Genomic DNA, 19,786 nt, shown 5'->3' on the forward strand with positions numbered 1-19,786 from the left:
GTTTCAGTCCTCCGTCCGCTTTCTGAGTCGTGCCGCGTTTCTGTCATAGAAACGATTGGCCCAAACGACGTAGACCAAGGTTAGAATCCAGGAAAAAAATATCACCGCGGCGCTCGTCAAAATTCCGAAATTGGAGAACGGGCCGAATTTGCGCGCGAAAAAAGAGGGGTAAAACGCGGCAATCAGGATATAGCCGTAATAAAAAAGGAATAATAAACCTAACAATACGAAACTTACGATCCAACGTGTTCGGACCAATTTTTTGAAATCCGGATCTTGGATCAGTTCTTGCGGAGTCATTTTCATTCGCGTTTCCCTCGATTGGGAGAGCAAATTAGGAACTTTTAAAAAACCTTCAAGAAGAATTTGAATCGAACAGAAAGACTTCGATTTTTTTCCAGACGGAAGGATCGTTCAACAACGATGAATGTTCCTCCTCGCTGATAAAACTTTCGTATTCGATCCCTTCAGGCGGAATCGAACTCTCGAATGTAACCCTCCCGTCGCCCGGGGAATATTCAGAATTCTTAAAGTCCCAAAACCAATGGTCGGGATCGTTTCCCGCCCGTAAATTCCGTATCGTTCGTCTGTTCCGGGCGTGGACGACGAGAATTTTCGGATAACGTTTTCCTAGTACCGGCGAGAGAGAATCCCGGAATTTTTTCGCCAAATCCAAACGTTTCTGAAACTCCTTCGGCGAAGGCGCGGGTTCGCAATGAGCTTCGTGCGAATACGGACCCAACTCGAAATTCTCCCAATCGGAAGCATTAAAAAAACGGAATGTTATTTTTCTACCTTGTCCGTCCTTCAATCCGTCTTCGACGTCGAATCCTTCCCCTCTCGAAAAAAAAGTATATACTCCGATAAAACTGGCAACGACACAGGGGCCCGCGATTTCCGGATTCAGACCCGTGGAAACCCCTTCCACCAAATCCCGCATAAAACCGATTCCTCCGCGAAACGGAACCCCCGCAAAAACGACCTTGGACGCGAGATCCGGTTTTCGATTGAGAACGGACAGGACAAGATTCCCTCCGTTGCTATGACCGACTAACACGGGTAATACGCCTTGATTTTCGGAGCGCACTCGTTCTAAAAAAGTCTCCAGCTTAAGAGAATTTTCCCCGTTGTCCTTCCTCCAATCGTACGGAAAAACGTACGTTTTTATCCTTCTCGAAGAAACGAAATCGAGCCAAGGACGATAAATCTGCGCTTCTATCAAATACGGAATCAAAGTCACCGAAGACAAAACGTCTCCTACCTCGACTCCGTCGTTTTCACGTAAGGTCAGATCGGGAACCGTCAGATTCAACGCTTGCCAAGGGGTCAACCAAATCCGGCTCGTCGATCCGTCCGTGTCCCTGCGAATCAGTTCAGAACCTTTGTATCCTGGCACGAACACCAACGGAAGCGCTTCACCGAAGGCCGATACGGAGTTTTGAAACGCGTTTCGTTTCCACGGCCCCGAACCTCCCGGACCGCCGACAACCGAACAAAGGGAAAAGAGTAAAATCGAAAAAAGGAAAACGATTCGACTCCGCGTTTTATTGTACGTTACCCCCATTTACTTAGAATCGTATATTATAATATTAAATTTTTCTTAATTCTTCTGCCTTTTCGATACAACGCCGACGGTTGTCGAGCATGGCGTTTTCCACTTTCAGCCTCGTATCTTCGAAACTTTTCTCGTCCAAGTTCCTCGGCACGTAAATCGGCTCCCCGTACGAAACGACGAAGGTTGTGAAAGGTTTCGGAATCCTATGTTTATCCCAGGCACGTTCCGCGATCCACTGACGTGTACATTCGTAGTGAAAAGGGATGATCGGAATCTGAGAGACTTGGGCGCAAGCGATCAATCCGGGTTGAACGACGAACGCGGGACCTCTCGGTCCGTCCGGTGTGATCGCTGCGGGAAGATTTTTTTTGAGATGTTGGAAGAGCGCCTTCAAAGCCTTGGAACCGCCCTTCGAAGAACTTCCACGTATGCTGTAGTTTCCGAAACGATGGACGACTTCGTTGATAAAATCCCCGTCCTTGGATTCGGATATCAAAACGGCCGCTCCCGCATTTCGGTTTAAATAAGGAGAATACAAAACGTTCGTATGCCAGATGGAAAGGATATACGGTTTTTTTTCCCTGCGAATCCGTTGTAGACTTTCGTCGCCGATATCGATTCTTTTTGAAGTTAAACCGATCAGCCTCTGAAGATTGACCACCAAAAAAGGAATCAACCAGATCAAAAATTTTCTTTTGAAGGAATTTTTCTCGTCCTTCTTAGGAGACTCTTCCATGTAACACGAGGTTTTTTCGAATTCGTAAATTCATCACCTCTTTTTTGAATCGAATCGTTCGTATCGAATGTGTGAACCGACTCGGGATCTTTCGTCGGTCGCAAAGAAACGTTTTTTTAAGGAGAAGTAAATCATAGATTTCTAAAATGGGAATCCGTCGATTCCCGCATAACGAGCGCACACGAACCCCCCTCCTATTTTAAAAATTTTCGTCCGACCGTTCGATAAAAAACCTCCCCGATCGTTTTATTCGGCGTTCGAACGTCGTATCCTTCCTCCGTCGAGGATTTTCCTAAACCGGAATTCGTTTGAGAAAGAACCGGTAAAATTCTGAAAAAATGAAAAATCGATCGACCGGAAATTTCCCATCCCATAAAGAGTTTGAATCAAAAAAAAATAGGTTGATCCAATGGAATCCAATTTGCTTACGGCAGTGTTTCTGCCAGTTGCGTTAGCCATCATCATGCTCGGTATGGGAATGGCTTTGACGATCGACGACTTCAAACGAATTTTCGTTCTCCCGAAAGCGGTAATCACAGGATTGACGCTTCAATTAATTCTGCTTCCCGTCGTGGGATGGTTCATCGCGGACTACTCCGGACTCGCTCCCGAACTCGCCGTAGGTCTTATGCTTTTGGCGATTTGTCCCGGAGGTGCCACGTCCAACCTGATCACACATTTGGCGAAAGGGGACGTCGCACTTTCGATCACGTTAACCGCAATCACGAGCTGTATCACCGTTTTTTCGATTCCTTTCCTTTTGAATCTTTCGATGAATCATTTTCTCGGATCCGGACAGATGATCGCGCTCAATATCCCGCAAACCATATTGCAGATTTTTCTGATCACTGTTCTTCCCGTTTCGATTGGAATGCTTTTAAACGCGAAACGACCCGACCTTTCCCAAAAGTTCGAAAAAACCGTGAAAATACTCTCCGGTCTCTTTCTCGTATTGATCATCGCGGGGGCCATCGTCCGGGAACGTCAGAATATAATTCCCTTCTTCATCCAAGTCGGCCCGGCTGCCCTCGCCTTGAACCTGATCACCATGGCTCTCGGTTATATGGGAGCTACTTTGACGAAGGTTACGAAATCTCAAAGAACGTCGATTACGATCGAAGTGGGAATCCAAAACGGAACCCTCGGAATCGCGATCGCTTCCACGATCCTACAAAATCCCGCGATGGCGGTTCCGTCCGCGATCTACAGTTTGATCATGTTCGCGACCGGCGGGATTTTTTCCGCCTGGATGCACAGAACACCCGACGAAACCTAAAACGGGTTTTTTCCCTTTATACGGAATCACATTCGTTTTTCTGAATGTGATTCCGTCCGAACGAACCGAACCGGTTCGTTTTTCACTCGAAAAAGAAGACAAAAGGGTTAAAACGATCCTCGTGAAAACAGAACCCCTAAAAAAATCCGTCCTACTTATTTTATTATGCTTCCTCTCCTGCACCACGGTGGGATTCCACCGCGATTCGATCCGCAAAAACGTGGATTTCGGCGGCGAAGAAACGTTACGTATCTGCGTCTGGAAGGACAAAAACGTGGACAAGGAAGAACTTTCCGCCATGATTTCCGCCTGGAACGAAGAATTAGAACTTTATAAAATTAGAATACTAATTCCGGAAATACGCGACTGGGAACGCCCCGGTTGGACCGGTTTTGCGATTATGGACCAGGTGTTTCAGGCGCCCCTTCCCTCCGGGTGCGATCGTCTCCTCGCGGTCGCGGGCGGAAAGTTCAGCGATACCGCTTTCGAGATCGTCGGCATTTTTCTCGCGTTTTTCGGAATTCCCAGCTTTCAAGTGTTAGGCGCCGTGGAAACACGGACCGGCACGAGAGGGTATATCCTGGGGCAGACGAGGACGATTACACATTGGATCGTAGGCGGTCCCGAAAGGACGTTGATCCACGAAGGTTACCATCTATTGGGATGCGGCCATTCTCTTTTTCTAAGCGATTGTTATCTGAAAATCCGCGACGTAAAGGAATGGAGACGAAAAAACCGCGCGGAGGGAATCGATTTTTTTCCGTCCCTGAGCGAAGACGGAGAGGTCTTCCGTAAAAACCCCTGGGAACGTTAGTCGCGTTTGCATCCGCCTTTTTCGCCTCCTGCAAATCCTTAGAAAGATATTTACTGAATCAAAAACTGGAAGCGTTTTTTCGTTTCGGTAAAGGATGGACCGGTCACGTTGGGCGAAAAATCTGTCCCTATGAAATTTTATATCAGACGAAAAGTCTCCCTTCTTTTCATTCTTTCGATCGTGTGTTTCAATCACGCATGTTTCGACGACGGCGAAAAAGAAGATCCCTTCGTTGACATATCCGAAAAATTTTCGGATCTATCGGATAACGAGATGATGGCGATCTGGAGGGTCTACAACATGATCGCCCCTCGTTGTTCGGCCGACATAGCATTGGCTCATCCGCAAATCTCGGTTTCTGAAGAAAGAATTTTAGTTTTTTTAAGTTACGCGGGCGATCGTACGATAAACGTCTGCGGCATGGACGACGGTCGCGCAACCGTAACGATTCTTACGAGCGGAAACTACCGACTCACAACACTTCCCGGAAGAAGACAGGAACGTTGCGGTGAAACTTTGTACACTTCTCAAAAAAGGGAATTGAGTTATTATCTTCCTGCGGGAAATTCCGTCACGGAAACGGGAACGATCTCTACGGGACTTACCGTGAACTTCACCGCGAACGCCGGTGACATCCTCTACATTTATAACTCCGCCGAGTCGATGGGAGTCCATTGTTCGTCCGTCACTGGATCACCCGCCGGAACGACGATTTGGAACGGTGCCGCAACGGGAACTTTGGAAAAATTATAAAAGAGCCCCGGTTGTGCGGAAACTTTTGTTTCGGAACGGAAACGTATCTCCAGGATGGATGTATGGAAGTTTCGGAATCCAAATGGAAACCGTTTTTGGGCGCCTCCCTCATTTTGGCGGGCGCCGTGTTTTTTTCGGCGAAAGCCATTTTCGTCAAACTCGTCTATCGTTACGACGTGGATTCGATCACCGCACTGACTTTACGAATGTTGTTTGCCGTTCCGTTTTTCGTTTGGATCGCGGTCCGTTCCCGCAAACGGGAAAACTCGGTTCCATTGACGAAAAAAAACTGGGGCTTGATCCTGATCCTCGCATTCCTGGGTTATTACCTCGCCAGTCTTTTCGATTTTATCGGGTTGGAATACATATCCGCAGGACTGGAACGACTCACACTTTTCGTTTATCCTACCATCGTTCTCGTAATCAGCTCCGTACTATATAAGAGAAATATAAAGTTAGCCGAAATATTCGCGATCGTTCTTACGTATTCCGGAATCGTCGTCGCCTTTCTCGGAGACATTCGCAACGAGGGGCCGGACGCCGTCAAAGGTGTGTTATTCGTTTTCGCGTCGGCGGTGGCCTATTCACTTTATCTCGTGGGAAGCGAATCGCTCATTCCCAAAATCGGTTCGGTAAAGTTCACCTCGTATCTGATGTTACTTTCGGGTCTGATCGTAATTCTGCATTTTTTTCTAGTCAAGGATCCGCGTTTACTCGTTCAACCGTTTCCGGTGTACGCGTACGGATTGGCGTTGGGAGTTTTGACCACGGTGATTCCCGCGTATTTCACCTCCGAAGGTATTAGGATGATCGGTTCCGGAAGGGCGGCGATCATCGGTTCCGTCGGACCGATTTCCACGATTCTACTCGCCCGGATTTTTTTGGAAGAGCCGATCACTTCCTCGGGTTTGACGGGAACGATCCTCGTGCTCGCGGGCGTTCTTTCCATAGGAAGAAAAAAATCGACGGAGCAGACCAAAAACGTCTAACAACGATTCAACGGAAATATCCGCGAATCTTCACTATCGATCGAACGAGACATCGGTCGGCTTCTAAATTAGGATTATTGAATTTACGGTTCGGAGATTCGCAAAATCGGAGCGCAACCGCGCGTTCGAGAAGGATCGAAGATCGGAACCGATTTTGGATCGCCTCGTGTTCGTATCGTTTCGTTCGGGAACGTTTTTTTGGGGACGGCGAATTTTCGATAGAACGAAAGAATACGTTATACGAAACCGGGCGCATTTCGAAAATCACGAAACGATAGAACCGAAAAAGGCGTTTCCACCGAAATCACTGCGAAACGGGCGCGTCCGTAACACAACGAACCGATTGCGAATAAATCGGATCGCTGCTGGAAAGAAACGCGTAACCGATATCGAACATAAAAGCGCCTTCGTTTCCCGGATAATGGTTTGTATTGCTCATCCAATACTGCGTGTTCGTCTGCGTATTGGGAAACGCGGTCTCGTCGATGGAAGTCGTTCCCGAAGGTAAATCGTATCGGACGATCGAAAGATATTCGCGTACGTTGGGCATTCTCCAGTGCAACCCGGCCAGGTTCAAGGTATCACAGTTCGTCAGAGCGGTCTGCCAACTGAACGAAAGATCGTTGACGACGTTCTGACAATTATCACCTGCTTTCCCGACCATACATTTCTGCCAGAGAAGATCCGTATTCTGATCGAAAACCGTTCCGTCTCCGCGATCGATAAAACTCCGAACCGGATATTCTCCACCCGATACGCAACGAACGCCTAACGCGACCGATTCGAAGGAGCTTTGATTGTTCCCCGTCGAAAAATTCAAGGTCCACCGCGACGGAGTGGAAGAAAGTGGATCGCTTTTCGAACCGGACCAAACCTGATTGTTCCCGTCCGGAAAGACTGCGACGTCGATGTAAGGAGGATCCCTGTCGTACGAAGCGAGGGTAAACAATTCGCGAATGTCGGGAAGTCTCCACGTGCGAATTCCCGCATACGCGGTGTCGTTTAACGCGGCACAGGAATTGACCGCGTTGGAGTAGGTCATTGCAGTTGCGCCTAACGCGGTACAATCCACTGCGTTCGTCCCCTGCCGACAGAGTTTCCAGATGAGTCCGGTGTTTTTATCGTATACAACCGGCTGAACGGGATCTGCCCCCACTCTTTGAAACGAAGGCGCGATTCCCGCATAATCCCCGTCTTGTCCCGGAAAGGTCGTGTTTCCGCAGGGAATGGTATTCAACGAATCGTCCGAACATTCGACTTGTCCCGCGTCCGAAATCGGAGTGAATACTCCGACGTTTACGGTATAGGATCGGACGTTTCCGTTTCCTGCGACGATCATGTAAATCACGGGAGAGGAAAAATCGTTTTCGGTGACGCCGCTGATTTGTTGGATTCCGTTTACGAACACATACGCTCCCGGAGAAACCGTAAACGCCGCCTTTAGACGTTTTGTCGCGCCGAACGGAACTCTCGCCGCGATTTCGGTTTCGGTTACGACTCCCGGATACGAGCGAACGAGATAATTTTCCACACCCGGGAATTCGAACGCGGTCAATTCGTTGCCGTTGGATCCGAAAACGAAATTAAAACCGCCTTGGAGCAGCAAACCTGCGTTCGAGGACGCGTCCAAATTGATTCGGCTGGCCTGCGCACAACCGAGAAACGAAAAGCACAATAAAATCCGAAACCCTTTCGATAAACTCATGACGCCTTGCCGTTTGGAACGACGAATTCTCCTTCGAAAAAAAGGAACGATCCAAGAAACGCAACCTTCGATCTGCCGGAATCGATCGATGTCGTTCCGTTCATTCAACAATCGATTGATAATCGGTTGATCGTTTTTTATAAAATCGAATTCAAAATGATTTCGCCGTTTCCCTATTTCTTTTTGCCAGGTTGGTAAATTGCCGATTTCTCGTCAAGTTCCTGGGACAAACGCGAGGTCGGAGAGGTTCAATAGATATCCAAGACCAAAAAGGCGATATCGTCTCCGAAATTTCCCCCGGAATAGGAGAAAAGATCCGAGACAACCTGATCGATATAATCCTCGATCGTGTCTGCGTCCAAATATTCTTCCAGAATGGAAGTCAATCCGGGTAGGTCCAAAATGTTTCCTTGTCCGTCGAAAATTTCATACATTCCGTCGGAAAAAAATACGACCCGGTCCCCGTGCAAAAGATCGATGGATTGATCGTAGTACTGCGCTCCCTCGAACGCGAGCAAAGGAAGATTCATCCCGTCGAGTTCGATTCGTTTTCCGTCCCGAAACAAAAAGATCGGAGGATGCCCCGCGTACGAGTAGAGAAAGCGTTTCGTTTCCGGAATATATTTCACGCGCACCGCGGAAATATGATGGTCCAATACCAAGGGTTTGAGATCCTCCACGATTCGAAACAATCCCTGTGCGGGACTCAGTCCGATTCTTGCGGAATTCTTAAAGGAGATCACGACCATTCCCGAAACCATCGCGGAAGAAATCCCGTGCCCGGATACGTCCGCAAAAAGTATGTCCACGCTTCCGTCCCGATTCTGTATCGTGCTGATCACGTCCCCTCCCACTTTTTCAAAGGGACGAAAATACGTTTCCATCCGGAAAAAACGGGAATCCGGAAACGTCCGATCCACGAGGGACCTTTGTGTGAGTCTTCCCAGTTCCAGGTCGTAGTGCATTCGATCGTAAAAGGCGTTTAACGTGCCTTCTTTTTTCTTACGGTCGAACGCGAGTAGAATCAAGTCCCCGATCAATCCCAGGATGGAAATCTCCTCTTCGGTCCAAACCCGATCCTCGGTCAACATATCCATCCCAAAAAAGCCGATCTCCTTTCCCTCGTATCGAAGTCCTATGATGAGCAAGGAACGGATTCCTCTCGAAAGAATCATTTCCCGCAAAAAGGAATCCTCTCCTTCGATCTCTTCCCGCGAATTCAGGGCGACATATCCGAACGTTCGTATCCTTTCGAACCGCTCCGAGGGGATATTTTCCACGGGTATGTTTTGAAAGTATTCCGCGAAGGAGGAAATTCCTTCCCGGCTCCATTCGTATGTGTTGGAAAGATATTTATTGGCCTCGGAATATTCTAGGATATAGGCCCGATCCGCGTTGCAGATTCTTCCGGTTTTTTCTATGGAATCCCGGACGGCCCCGTCCAATTCCTTGGGTGGAAGAGTGATGAAACTTTTGGAGATTTCCGTAAGTTGACTTTGGAGAAAGAGCGAATAACGCAGGTGATCCTGCGTTTGTTTTAAGGTGGTGATGTCCCTTTGGGATCCCCACACGTGTTCCAAGTTTCCATCCTTGACAACTCCGACCACGCTGTTCAAAAAATACTTCGAATTGCCGAATCGATCCAACTCTTTCGATTCGACGTCCTTCATATTGTATTTGGAAGTTACGAAACGATACAAATGATCCAGGTCCTCGGGAGAATCGGAGGGAATCAACTGGGAAAGGGACAATCCCATCATTTCGGAAGCGGCACAATATCCGTACATCTTCGCCATTGCGTCGTTACAGATCGCTAGTCTAGCGCGTGTTAGGAGAAGTTCCACCTGTACTTTCGGCGGCAAATCCGTGGCGATGGGAGCGTCCAGATAAAAACACCAGATTCCCTCGGGACTGTGAAGAAAAAAGTCCCTGTATCTTTCCAACTCGAACGATTCCGACTCGATTCGCATTTTGCTTTCCGAAAAATTCAGCCTTTATTGTTTCCTCTGGCGACAAAGGTCAAAGGTTTTTAGTTGGAACTTTAAAAAAGAATCTCCGGTTCTGCCGGCAAGGAGTTCCCGCACGACGACAAGGACGACCGGATGCGCGCGGAAGTTCTTTCGGCGGCTTTTTCGCAAAGCCGATGATTTTTCCGTCAAAGTTGTGCGGGAACTCCCTCCTTTCTCCCAAAAAATTCCCCAAAAAAAAGGTCCCTCCTCTTTTTTGTCCGGGGCCTATCGTAATCTGTATTTCAACAAGGAGCCGACAAACCATGAAAACACCGAACACACAATGGATGGACGAACGAATCGAGGAACTCGCGGAAATTCTCGCGGACAAGCTGATCGAAGAAATCCGCAAACGAGCGCTCGAAAAACGAACAAACCAAAAATCGGAAGCCGCCTAAACCCGAAACATTACAAACCGGACCCGAACCAAACGCGCTCACGCGGCCACAGCAAACGAATGATTTTAGAATCCAAGGAGAAAACGAACATGGCGGAATACGCACTCAAGGAAAAAAAAGGAAGTCTCTTCAGCAACGCATCCAAAGAGAAAGAAACCCAACCGGATTACACCGGTAAGGTGCTCTTAGAAGGAAAAACCTATCGACTCGCAGGATGGATTCGTAAGTCGGCGACGGGAAAAAACTATCTTTCCTTAAGTATATCGGAGCCGAATCCGGAAAAAAAATCCGAACTCAACGCCTCCGATTCCGGAGACGGAAACGATTTTACGGACATAGAAGAGGATTTCCCCTTCTAAAAAAATGAAAATTCGATTTACGTCCGGGTCTAAACGGAAAAGAATATTTCCTTTCAAGGAGAATCATTTTTGAAAACGAAATTCGCACCCAAATTGTTTTCGACCGCGGCGATCCTTTTGCTTGTCTTCTCCGTGACATCCAACTGCGGATACAACACGATTCAGGAAGAGGACGAAGCGGTCCTCGCGTCTTGGGCGGAAGTATTGAACCAATACCAAAGAAGAGCGGATCTGATTCCGAATCTCGTCAATACCGTCAAAGGATATGCGACACAGGAAGAAAAAGTATTAACCGAAGTAACGCGTGCACGTGCCGGCATCGGGTCGATTCAAGCCGATGAAAAAACTCTGAACAATCCGGAACTATTCAAAAAATACGCGCAGGCCCAATCTCAAATGACCTCGGCCCTTTCCCGGCTGCTCGTAGTAGCGGAAAATTATCCCCAGCTCAAATCGAACGAAAATTTCCGGGACTTACAAGCGCAGCTCGAAGGAACCGAAAACAGGATCACAGTCGCGCGCAACCGGTACATCCAGTCGGTGCAGAAATACAACGGCACGGTCCGAAAATTCCCGAGCAACCTGACCGCAAAAATTTTCGGATACGAAACCAAACCTTCGTTCACGGTGGAAAACGAAAAGGAAATCTCCAAACCGCCCGAAGTAAAATTCTAAAAGCAGAATATTCAAAAAATTGAAACTACTTCGCCCACATATGCGCGCGTTTCTTTTTGTGGTCCTGTTTTTTTCCGCGACGGGGTGGAATCCGAAACCGGGAAATCCCGGTATAACGCCTTCGTTTCGGGAGGAATGGATTGCGGAAGCTCCACAGATTCCTCTTCTACAAACTCAGATCACGGACACGACTTCCACACTCACCGACAAACAAAAGGCCGTCCTGACGAAAACCTTGGTCGAATTCGAAAAGAGAAAGGGAAGTCAAATCGCCGTACTTCTCGTAGGTTCCACCGAGAACTGGAGTATCGAGGAATACGCGGTCAAAACCTTTGAAACATGGAAATTAGGACGGAAAGGAACGGACGACGGAATCCTGATCGTGGTCGCCCTACGCGACCACAAAACCAGGATCGAAGTAGGATACGGTTTGGAAGGAGCGGTTCCGGACGCAATCGCCAAACGGATCATATCCGATTTTATGATTCCTCAGTTTCGGGAAGGAGATTATTATACGGGAATCTCCGAAGCGATCGATCGGTTGATCGAAAAGATCGACGGAGAAGATTTGCCGGCGGCTAACGGAAAGGTCCGCGGGAGCGATCCAAACGACGTAAACCGCGAGGAAGAAACGTCCGAAGAAGATTCGGAACTTCCCAATCGACTCGTGACAGCGTTCATCATTCTTGTCGTTTTGGGAAAGGTGTTCGGATTTTTTTTAGGAAACGGAGTATCGGGGGGCATCGGAGCGATTCTATTCGTTCTTTTGGGAATTTTCTGGTCGATCACATTCTGGCTCCTAATTCCGGGGGCGTTGTTGCTTTGGTTTTTCGTACTCGCCAACGGAGGCGGAATCGGAGGAGGTTCGTCTTGGGGATCGTCGTCCGGAGGAGGAGGTTCCTGGGGAGGCGGAGGCGGATCTTCGGGAGGCGGAGGCGCCTCGGGAAGTTGGTAAGGAGAATGGAACTTCGATGAAAGAAAACAAAACTTCCGCGGTGGAAATAATCCGAAGAACTTTCCTTCATCTTGGAAGTTCCGTACTTTCGGCGTTTCGAACTTCTGCGGACAAAACTTCCTCCGTGTTTTTTAAACGCTACTTTACGAGAGAAGACCTAAAACGGATCGAAGACGCGGTCGCAAAGTCGGAAACGAAACATCGCGGAGAAATCGCTGTGATCTTGGAAGGAACCTTGCCCCTTACTCTCGTGTGGAAAGGAATTACCTCCGAACAAAGGGCCCGGGAATTGTTCTCTCAAAAACGGATCTGGGACACCGAGGAAAATACGGGAATCCTGATCTACGTTCAACTGGCGGAAAAAAAGATAGAACTTCTCGCAGACCGGGGCATCTACCAAAGGATCGGACAAAACACGTTAGACGAAATATGCGGTAAGCTGCGGTCCGGGTTTGCAAAAGGCGTTTATGCGGAGGCAGTGATCGAAGCCGTGGAAACCTTCACCGAACTTTTACGAAAACATTTTCCTGCGGGAAAAACGAATCCGAACGAACTTCCCGATCGTCCCGAAATCATCGGATAGAATAGGAAAACCGCTCTCCTTACGATTCGGGATCGACGTTCCGACAAAGAGGGAACGACGCACCCGGCAGAAAAACGAAGAACCGCCGCTCTCTTTTCCGTTACAAATACCAACTGCCGACGAAAATAAAATCTCCGTACGAGGATACAACGAACCGCGACGATCGCGGGAAGGCCGGCAAACACAAAACCGAATTCTCGAGTTTCGTCTTCGGAAGACTATTGACAGAAAACCGGATTCGATTCCTTTTTCCGTTTAGCTATTGCGGAGAATATTGACCATCGAATACAGACCGTTGCGTCTCGACATGGAAAGATGTTTGTCCAAACCGATCTCTTTTAAAAAATCAAGCGAAGCGTTTTTGATTTCTTCTCGCGTGCGGTCCGAAAAAACACGGATCAAAAGTGCGATCATACCTCTCGTGATCGTGGAATCGCTGTCCGCCTGAAACCGGATCTTTCCGTTCTTTTCTTCGGAAACGATCCAAACCCTCGACTGACAACCCGGCACCAGACGTTCCTGAGTTTTCGCGGCTTCGGGAAGGGAACCGAGTTCGTCCCCCATTTCGATGAGCAATTGATATCGTTCTTCCCAGTCGGTGCATTCCGAAAATTCGGAAACGATTTCCCTTTGTATCTCTTCGATGCCTCTCATGATCCCTGGTCCCAGCTTTTTGAAAAGTGGTCTCCGAGCAATCAGAAAACCGCAAAAGGACGAAACTCGACGGATGAAAAATCAGCTTTCAAAGCGAAACGGCGGAGACTTGGTTCCCCATCGAAACGTCCTTCTTCCGTTTTCGTGCGACTCGTTCCTTTTGGCCGTTTTCGCCAAAACCACCTTGCAAAAAACCGGATTCAGTTCGGTTTGAAGATATAACTCCGACGCGAACCCTATTCGCTCGGAAATTTATTTTTGCGGGAAAATTCCGCGAAAGAGAAAGGTAAAACATGTCTCGGAAAATAATCGCGAAGATTTACATTAGTATAGTATTTATTTTGAATATAATGAACCTTTCATCCTGCTCCGAGGACGCACGGGTCAAAGATCTGGCTCAACTCGAAGAATTGGCGACTTCGTTGTTGATCGCCGATCCGACGCTCGGTTCTCCGAACCAAAACGATCCGCCTCCTCCGCCGGGAGACGAAGTAAAACCCGTACTTCTCACCGTAACACCTTCGCCGGAAAGCCTCAAAGTGTTCCAAACCGTCGATCTGGGACTTCTCCCGGAAGCGGTAGCCGGACAAGGAGGATGTGGCCCCACGTCCGGATACGATTTCGAAACTATTTTCGAAGAAGGGGAATACTTTCGGATCAGACAAGTAAAATCGAATACGCCGGGTGACATCACCGTGGACGCAGTTTTTGATCGCCCGGTCGCGGATCGATTTTACAGATTGGGAGCGAGATTCGGAGGCGGAGGTTCCGGAACGTTTCAACCGAACGCAAGACCGGACGACAATACGGTTCGATTTTTGATCGCACTCAATCATCGTTTTCCGGGAGTTCCGAGATTGTCCACCGATACGGCCGGATCGGGAGTGGACAACGAAATCGGTTTCAGCCTGAGCGAAATGGCAAACGGAGGCGCAACGTTTAACGACCACGTTTTCGATTGGAAAAGTTCGGAAAAATTCGAAGCCCCTTTCGATTACACCGCGAAAGTATCGTTCGAATGCGTCGGAGCGGACTGTTATGCGATCGTAAAATACAGACTCAAATCAGAAGGCAACTATCGACTCGCTTCGGAAATACATGAAACGAGCGTCAGTCTTCGTTTAACAAATCCTGCCAATCCTTCGCAAACGATCGGAACGGGAAGGATCGACTTGCCTTCCTGTTATCTCTCGGCCAAAACCGCTCCCGAAAACGTCTGGTTTATCGAAACAAGAATACGGCTCAACGACTCGCAGATATTCTACACTCCGCAGGATCTGCAAAACGGAAACTATCTACTTCGACTCACTGGAAATTTTCAGCAGAACGCAACCCCTGCGTTTCCCAACGGAATTAATTTCAATTACGGAAACACGGATATCATCCGAGAATAAACGATCCTCCGTCCTCGGCCGCGGAAAGATCCCCTTCCCGCGGCGCTTTCTTTTTCTTACGAAATAAAAATTTGTTTTCGTAAGAGACCGAACCGAAATTTGATCCTTAAGAAACGTTGCGGACCGCACATCCGCCCGAACGAAAGGACGGTTTTTATGAGAGCGTATGAAATTCAAAATCAATTCGGATTGGAAAATTTAAAAATCGTAGAACGCCCCGATCCGAAACCGGGACACGGACAAGTCCTCGTCCGATTCAGAGCCGCATCTCTGAACTATCGGGATTATCTGATGGCGATCGGCAAATACAATCCAAAACAAAAACTTCCTCTCATTCCCCTTTCGGATGGAGCGGGAGAAATCGTGGAAATCGGTCCCGGTGTGACGAAATGGAAAACGGGAGATAAGGTTTGTGCGAACTTCGCACAGACTTGGCTGGACGGAGCACCGGATATCCATATGCTCCGTAATACCCTGGGAGGTCCGTTGGACGGAACCCTTTCCGAACTTCGTGTCTTCGGAGAAGAAGGAATCGTTCCCATGCCGGAAAATCTCACCTTCGCGGAAGCGTCCACTCTTCCCTGTGCGGCGTTGACCGCATATACTGCGATCGTAACTCACGGAAATATTCAACCGGGGGCCACGATCGTTGTGCAGGGAACGGGAGGCGTTTCCATATTCGCATTACAATTCGCTAAAATGTTCGGTGCACGAGTCATCGCCACTTCGTCGAGCGACGAAAAACTGGAGAAGGTCAAAGCGCTCGGCGCGGATGAAATCATCAACTACGCGCAAAAGCCGAACTGGGAAAAGGAAGTCCGCAGAATCACGGAAATGAAAGGCGCAGATCTCGTCATCGAAGTAGGAGGAGCGGGCACTCTGCAAAAATCGATCTCGAGTACCAAACCTTGGGGAACCATCGCTCTCATCGGAGTTCTCGCGGGAGGGGAAAGCGACAAACTCTCCCTCTTCCCGATCCTAATGCAGGGTATTCGAGTACAAGGAATCATCGTCGGAAGCAAACGCAACTTCGAGGATATGAACCGTGCGGTTCAGATCAACGGAATCAAACCCGTCGTGGACGAAGTTTTTCCCTTCGAAGAAACTCCGAAAGCCTACGAAACCTTAAAGGCCGGCAAACACTTCGGTAAAATTTGTATAGAAATTTAATGCGAAATCGATCCGTCCATGCGTGCGGGGTTTTATTTCCTCCACAAGAAAACGAGGAAAAACTCCGCACGGGATCGTTTTTGGTAAAAGAATCTCCCTTTTCCTTAGGATTCATTTTTCCGTTTTAAGATAATTTTTATCCAATAAAACAAGGCCGCACATTACTCAAGTTGTATTTTGACAAAGATTTTATGCAGATGGAAACATCAATTCAACAAAGGTAAAGTCTCAAAATCGATAATAATGATCGTAAGTTATAATTTTCATTCCGGCAAAAATGAAAAGTCGATGGGACGCGGGACATCCTACATTTCGTTTTATTAAATTTTATTCCGTTATAATAAATACTCCTTGCCTTCTCTAAACTGCTCGGTTTGATCATACTAAAAAATACTTTTTTGAAATCGATCCGTACTTAGGATCAGGAAATCTTTCAGGGGACGTTATACACCATGGCGACAAAAGCTCTTACAAAGGCGAAAGGCAAACCTTCCTCCAAAACCAAAACGACCGCTCCGAAAAAAAAAGGGTCCACTTCCGTTTCTTCCCCTTTACAAAAAGGATTCTTAGATCCGAACAACAAACTTCCGGTTGTGTATCGACCGAATTCCCCCGAACAAGAGGATAAACAATATCTCATCCGTTGGATCAAATCCAACAAACGCGCGTTAACCGATGATCTCAAAGAATTCGGAGCGATCCTTTTCCGAGGTTTCGACATACGATCACCGCAGGATTTCGAAGACGTGATCCTAAACGTGGATCCGAATCTTAAAAACAATTATCTGGGAACCTCTCCCCGCAATCAGATCACCAAATACGCGTTTACCGCCACCGAGCTGCCGCCCGCGTATCCGATTATGCAACACGCCGAGATGAGTTTTTTGGATTCCCCTCCCCGAAAACTTTTTTTCTTTTGCGGCTTGGCTCCCGAAAAGTTCGGAGAAACTCCGATTACGGATTTGAGAAAAGTATTAAACGAAGTGCCACATACCATTCGGGAAAAATTCGAAAACGATAAGATCCGTTATTCTCGCGTTTACGACGGGCCTTCCAGCCGTTCCCGATTTCAATTCTGGAAAACGAAACGTTGGGACGAAATGTTCCAAACCAAGGACCGCGACGAGGTGGAAAAAATCTCCAAAAAGCAGAACTTCAAAACCGAATGGTTCGGAGAAGACGGTCTTCGTCTGATCAACACCACGCTCGCGGTGCGAAAACATCCCGACTTCAAAACTCTCGCCTGGCACAACCATTCCCAGGTCTTTCATATCGACGCTGCGAGAAAGGAATACTGGCGTATCTTTCGACGTCAAAAAACCTTCCGGGGATTTTTGGTAGGAATCGCACTCGAAGTGTTGACCTTGCTCAAAAAACTGACGACCAAAAAGGAATACCTCGACACACATTGCAGTTACGGAGACGGCAAGGAAATCACAACGCGCGAACTCAATCAAATACAGGATGCGTTCTGGAACAACATCTCCCTATTCTCGTGGCAAAAGGGGGACGTCCTCGTCATCGACAACTACTCCGTATCCCATGGAAGACATCCGTTTTCCGGACCCCGCGAAATTTACGTAGCTTGGGCGGATTAAAATGACGGAACTAGATTCGATCCGAATCAACTTCAGCGAAAGTGGATTAGTTTTTTTGAATATTCTTTTGGGTTTCATCATGTTCGGGATCGCCTTAGAACTGAAACCGAAGGACTTTAGGCTGCTTTTCGAAAAACCCAGAGCGTCTTTGACGGGAATCGTCTCTCAGTTTTTTCTTTTTCCTCTCATTACGTATCTGCTGCTTCGGATTCTGCAACCACCGGCGGGGGTCGCTTTGGGAATGCTCCTCGTTGCGGCTTGTCCGGGCGGAAATATTTCGAACTTCATCACGATGATGGCAAAAGGGAACACCGCCCTTTCCATTTCTTTGACCGCCTTTTCCTCGTCGCTCGCGATCGTAGCCACTCCCTTTAACTTTTTCTTTTGGGGAAGTTTGTATCCTCCCGTACAAACGGCGCTTCGCGAAATATCCTTGGATCCTTTCGACGTCTTCAAAGCGATTCTCGTGATTCTTTTGATACCGATCTCCTTGGGATTAGCGACGAAACGTTTTTCGCCTAATTTCGCTGTAAAAATCGAAAAGCCGATCAAAATACTCTCCGCTCTGATCTTCACGGCCTTTTTGGTCGTAGCCTTGGCGGCCAATTTTTCCGTCTTCTTACGAGTGATTCACAAGGTGTTTCTTTACGTTTTTCTAATGAATGCGGCGGGTTTTTCCCTCGGATATTTTTTCGCGAAAGCCATGCGTCTGGACGAAAAAGACGCTCGTTGTATCTCGATCGAAACGGGAATTCAAAACTCCGGTCTCGGTTTGGTTTTGATCTTCGCCTTTTTTAACGGACAGGGAAGTATGGCGATCATCGCCGCCGTTTGGGGAATCTGGCACGCGATCGCGGGAGCTTTGCTCGCTTGGTTTTGGTCCAAACGCACGGCGAACCTAACTCCGCAAACTTAAGCCGATTCCGAACCTTTCTGAATCCTATATAAATCGGAAACTTTCGGACGGATCCTGGACTTCGTAAAAAAACGGTTTTCGTTCGCCTTTCCTTTGCGAATTTCCTTTTGTTTATCAGCGGGAAGATGAAGTACGGATTTGCATTCTTCCGTACAACATCCGTCGAACGCCGCCGTGCACGTCTCACACTGTATAAAAAGGATATGACAACCCGGATTCGCGCAATTCACGTGTCTGTCGCTTTTGGATCCGCACTGATGACAGGTCGAAATGATCTCTTCTCCGATCGTTTCCTGAAGACGTCCGTCGAACACGAAATTTTTTCCCTTAAACTTAGACTCCAATCCTTTTTCGGCGACTTCGTGGGCATAGGAAATGATTCCACCGTGGAGCTGATTGACGTCCTTATAACCGTGGTGTTTGAGCCAGGCGCTCGCTTTCTCGCAGCGGATTCCTCCGGTGCAATACATTAGAATTTTATTATCTTCTTTTCCTTGAAGAAGTTCCAAAAGTAGCCGCAGTTCCTCCCGGAAAGTATCCGACTGCGGAAGCAAAGCGTTTTCGAAATGTCCGATTTCGCTTTCATAATGGTTTCTAACGTCCACGACGATCGTATTCTTATCTTCGAGATGACGGTTGAATTCCTCCGCTCCGAGATGATTTCCGACGTTCGTAACGTCGAAGGAATCGTCGTCCAATCCGTCCGCGACGATTTTTTTGCGAACCTTAAGATCCAATTTAAGAAACGACTTACCGTCGTCTTCGACTGCGATCTTAAACGGCATATTTTTGAATACGGCGCGCGACTCAAGATTGGCGCGGAATAATTCCATATTGGGGGACGGAACGGATATCTGCGCGTTGATGCCTTCCCTAGCTACGTAAATCCTACCTAAAACCCCGAGTGATTCCCATTCCTCATACAAACGGTCGCGCAGAGATTTGACGTCCTCTAAAATGACGTAACGATAAAACGATAACGTGATCCGTCGGAACGCCTCGGAATCGAGTCTCTTTCTTAACGCTTCCTTATCGTAAATATTATGAAGCGGTTTCCGCTTTTGCGTTTTACTCTTTTGAGAATCGTTCCGGATTTCCATACTGACCCGATCCTGAAATCGGAAGTTTTTCTGACAAGCCTTTCTTATGACGAGAGACTTGTCGCAAAACGATTTCTGTGCCTTACGGGCCAACTGGAAAAAACCCACGAACGCACGTGAGAAAATCTTTTGACGGAACGGATCGAA

The 19,786-nt window shown here is 47.9% G+C and carries 20 protein-coding genes; 13 read left to right on the plus strand and 7 right to left on the minus strand.

Features of this window, described 5'->3' with window-relative positions:
* Positions 1–3: 3 nt before the first annotated feature.
* Genes EHQ17_RS04250 through EHQ17_RS04260 form a run of 3 tightly spaced genes read right to left on the minus strand, consistent with a single transcriptional unit; the run spans position 4 to position 2,291 of the window.
* Entirely contained in the window at positions 4–306 is a 303-nt protein-coding gene (locus EHQ17_RS04250; protein ID WP_135592963.1) for a DUF485 domain-containing protein, read from the minus strand.
* A gap of 49 nt (positions 307–355) precedes the next feature.
* A complete protein-coding gene (locus EHQ17_RS04255) occupies positions 356–1,564 on the minus strand; it encodes a lipase/acyltransferase domain-containing protein (protein WP_135592961.1) in 1,209 nt (402 codons plus the stop codon).
* Positions 1,565–1,589: 25 nt separating this feature from the next.
* Positions 1,590–2,291, minus strand: a complete 702-nt coding sequence (locus EHQ17_RS04260) for a lysophospholipid acyltransferase family protein (protein ID WP_135592959.1) — start codon at positions 2,289–2,291, stop codon at positions 1,590–1,592.
* 409 nt (positions 2,292–2,700) lie between these two features.
* Between EHQ17_RS04260 and EHQ17_RS04265 the strand changes: the two genes are divergently transcribed.
* The 4 genes from EHQ17_RS04265 to EHQ17_RS04280 all read left to right on the plus strand — a co-directional run bounded on the left by EHQ17_RS04265 (position 2,701) and on the right by EHQ17_RS04280 (position 6,123).
* On the plus strand, positions 2,701–3,567 hold the full coding sequence (locus EHQ17_RS04265) for a bile acid:sodium symporter family protein (RefSeq protein WP_135592957.1): 867 nt from the start codon (positions 2,701–2,703) through the stop codon (positions 3,565–3,567).
* Between the two features lie 121 nt (positions 3,568–3,688).
* The gene (locus EHQ17_RS04270; protein WP_135592955.1) at positions 3,689–4,381 is read left to right on the plus strand and encodes a hypothetical protein; all 693 of its coding nucleotides are present in this window, start codon (positions 3,689–3,691) and stop codon (positions 4,379–4,381) included.
* Positions 4,382–4,510: 129 nt separating this feature from the next.
* Positions 4,511–5,134, plus strand: a complete 624-nt coding sequence (locus EHQ17_RS04275) for a hypothetical protein (RefSeq protein ID WP_135592953.1) — start codon at positions 4,511–4,513, stop codon at positions 5,132–5,134.
* Positions 5,135–5,196: 62 nt separating this feature from the next.
* Positions 5,197–6,123, plus strand: coding sequence for a DMT family transporter (locus EHQ17_RS04280; protein ID WP_135592951.1), 927 nt, complete (start codon positions 5,197–5,199; stop codon positions 6,121–6,123).
* Positions 6,124–6,427: 304 nt separating this feature from the next.
* On the opposite strand, the gene EHQ17_RS04285 is transcribed toward EHQ17_RS04280, so the two are convergent.
* Together EHQ17_RS04285 and EHQ17_RS04290 are read right to left on the minus strand one after the other, a co-directional pair.
* Positions 6,428–7,828, minus strand: a complete 1,401-nt coding sequence (locus EHQ17_RS04285; protein WP_135592949.1) for an Lcl C-terminal domain-containing protein — start codon at positions 7,826–7,828, stop codon at positions 6,428–6,430.
* Between the two features lie 248 nt (positions 7,829–8,076).
* A complete protein-coding gene (locus tag EHQ17_RS04290) occupies positions 8,077–9,798 on the minus strand; it encodes a SpoIIE family protein phosphatase (protein WP_135592947.1) in 1,722 nt (573 codons plus the stop codon).
* 302 nt (positions 9,799–10,100) lie between these two features.
* Between EHQ17_RS04290 and EHQ17_RS20260 the strand changes: the two genes are divergently transcribed.
* The 5 genes from EHQ17_RS20260 to EHQ17_RS04310 all read left to right on the plus strand — a co-directional run bounded on the left by EHQ17_RS20260 (position 10,101) and on the right by EHQ17_RS04310 (position 12,807).
* Positions 10,101–10,235 (plus strand): hypothetical protein, encoded by a 135-nt coding sequence (locus EHQ17_RS20260; protein WP_281276510.1) that lies wholly within the window; start codon positions 10,101–10,103, stop codon positions 10,233–10,235.
* An 89-nt stretch (positions 10,236–10,324) separates the two neighbouring features.
* Entirely contained in the window at positions 10,325–10,594 is a 270-nt protein-coding gene (locus EHQ17_RS04295; protein ID WP_135590830.1) for a DUF736 family protein, read from the plus strand.
* 69 nt (positions 10,595–10,663) lie between these two features.
* On the plus strand, positions 10,664–11,269 hold the full coding sequence (locus EHQ17_RS04300; RefSeq protein WP_425460676.1) for a LemA family protein: 606 nt from the start codon (positions 10,664–10,666) through the stop codon (positions 11,267–11,269).
* Positions 11,270–11,309: 40 nt separating this feature from the next.
* Positions 11,310–12,224, plus strand: coding sequence for a TPM domain-containing protein (locus EHQ17_RS04305; protein WP_135590827.1), 915 nt, complete (start codon positions 11,310–11,312; stop codon positions 12,222–12,224).
* Positions 12,225–12,240: 16 nt separating this feature from the next.
* Positions 12,241–12,807, plus strand: a complete 567-nt coding sequence (locus EHQ17_RS04310) for a TPM domain-containing protein (protein ID WP_135590828.1) — start codon at positions 12,241–12,243, stop codon at positions 12,805–12,807.
* Positions 12,808–13,062: 255 nt separating this feature from the next.
* Here the strand turns inward: EHQ17_RS04310 and EHQ17_RS04315 are convergent, their stop codons facing one another.
* Positions 13,063–13,461, minus strand: coding sequence for a SufE family protein (locus tag EHQ17_RS04315; protein WP_135590829.1), 399 nt, complete (start codon positions 13,459–13,461; stop codon positions 13,063–13,065).
* A 350-nt stretch (positions 13,462–13,811) separates the two neighbouring features.
* Here EHQ17_RS04315 and EHQ17_RS04320 point away from each other — a divergent pair, with 350 nt between their 5' ends.
* From EHQ17_RS04320 to EHQ17_RS04335, 4 genes are all read left to right on the plus strand, one after another.
* The gene (locus EHQ17_RS04320; protein WP_135736141.1) at positions 13,812–14,855 is read left to right on the plus strand and encodes a hypothetical protein; all 1,044 of its coding nucleotides are present in this window, start codon (positions 13,812–13,814) and stop codon (positions 14,853–14,855) included.
* Positions 14,856–15,011: 156 nt separating this feature from the next.
* On the plus strand, positions 15,012–16,025 hold the full coding sequence (locus tag EHQ17_RS04325; protein ID WP_135594377.1) for a zinc-dependent alcohol dehydrogenase family protein: 1,014 nt from the start codon (positions 15,012–15,014) through the stop codon (positions 16,023–16,025).
* 452 nt (positions 16,026–16,477) lie between these two features.
* The gene (locus EHQ17_RS04330) at positions 16,478–17,623 is read left to right on the plus strand and encodes a TauD/TfdA family dioxygenase (protein WP_135594373.1); all 1,146 of its coding nucleotides are present in this window, start codon (positions 16,478–16,480) and stop codon (positions 17,621–17,623) included.
* Position 17,624: 1 nt separating this feature from the next.
* Complete coding sequence (locus EHQ17_RS04335) at positions 17,625–18,539, plus strand: bile acid:sodium symporter family protein (RefSeq protein WP_135594371.1); 915 nt, start codon at positions 17,625–17,627, stop codon at positions 18,537–18,539.
* Here the strand turns inward: EHQ17_RS04335 and trhO are convergent.
* Entirely contained in the window at positions 18,536–19,639 is a 1,104-nt protein-coding gene (gene trhO / locus EHQ17_RS04340; protein WP_135594375.1) for an oxygen-dependent tRNA uridine(34) hydroxylase TrhO, read from the minus strand. The genes EHQ17_RS04335 and trhO overlap by 4 nt on opposite strands.
* Between the last annotated feature and the right edge of the window lie 147 nt (positions 19,640–19,786).

Source organism: Leptospira gomenensis (assembly GCF_004770155.1).
GTDB classification, from domain to species: Bacteria; Spirochaetota; Leptospiria; order Leptospirales; family Leptospiraceae; genus Leptospira; species Leptospira gomenensis.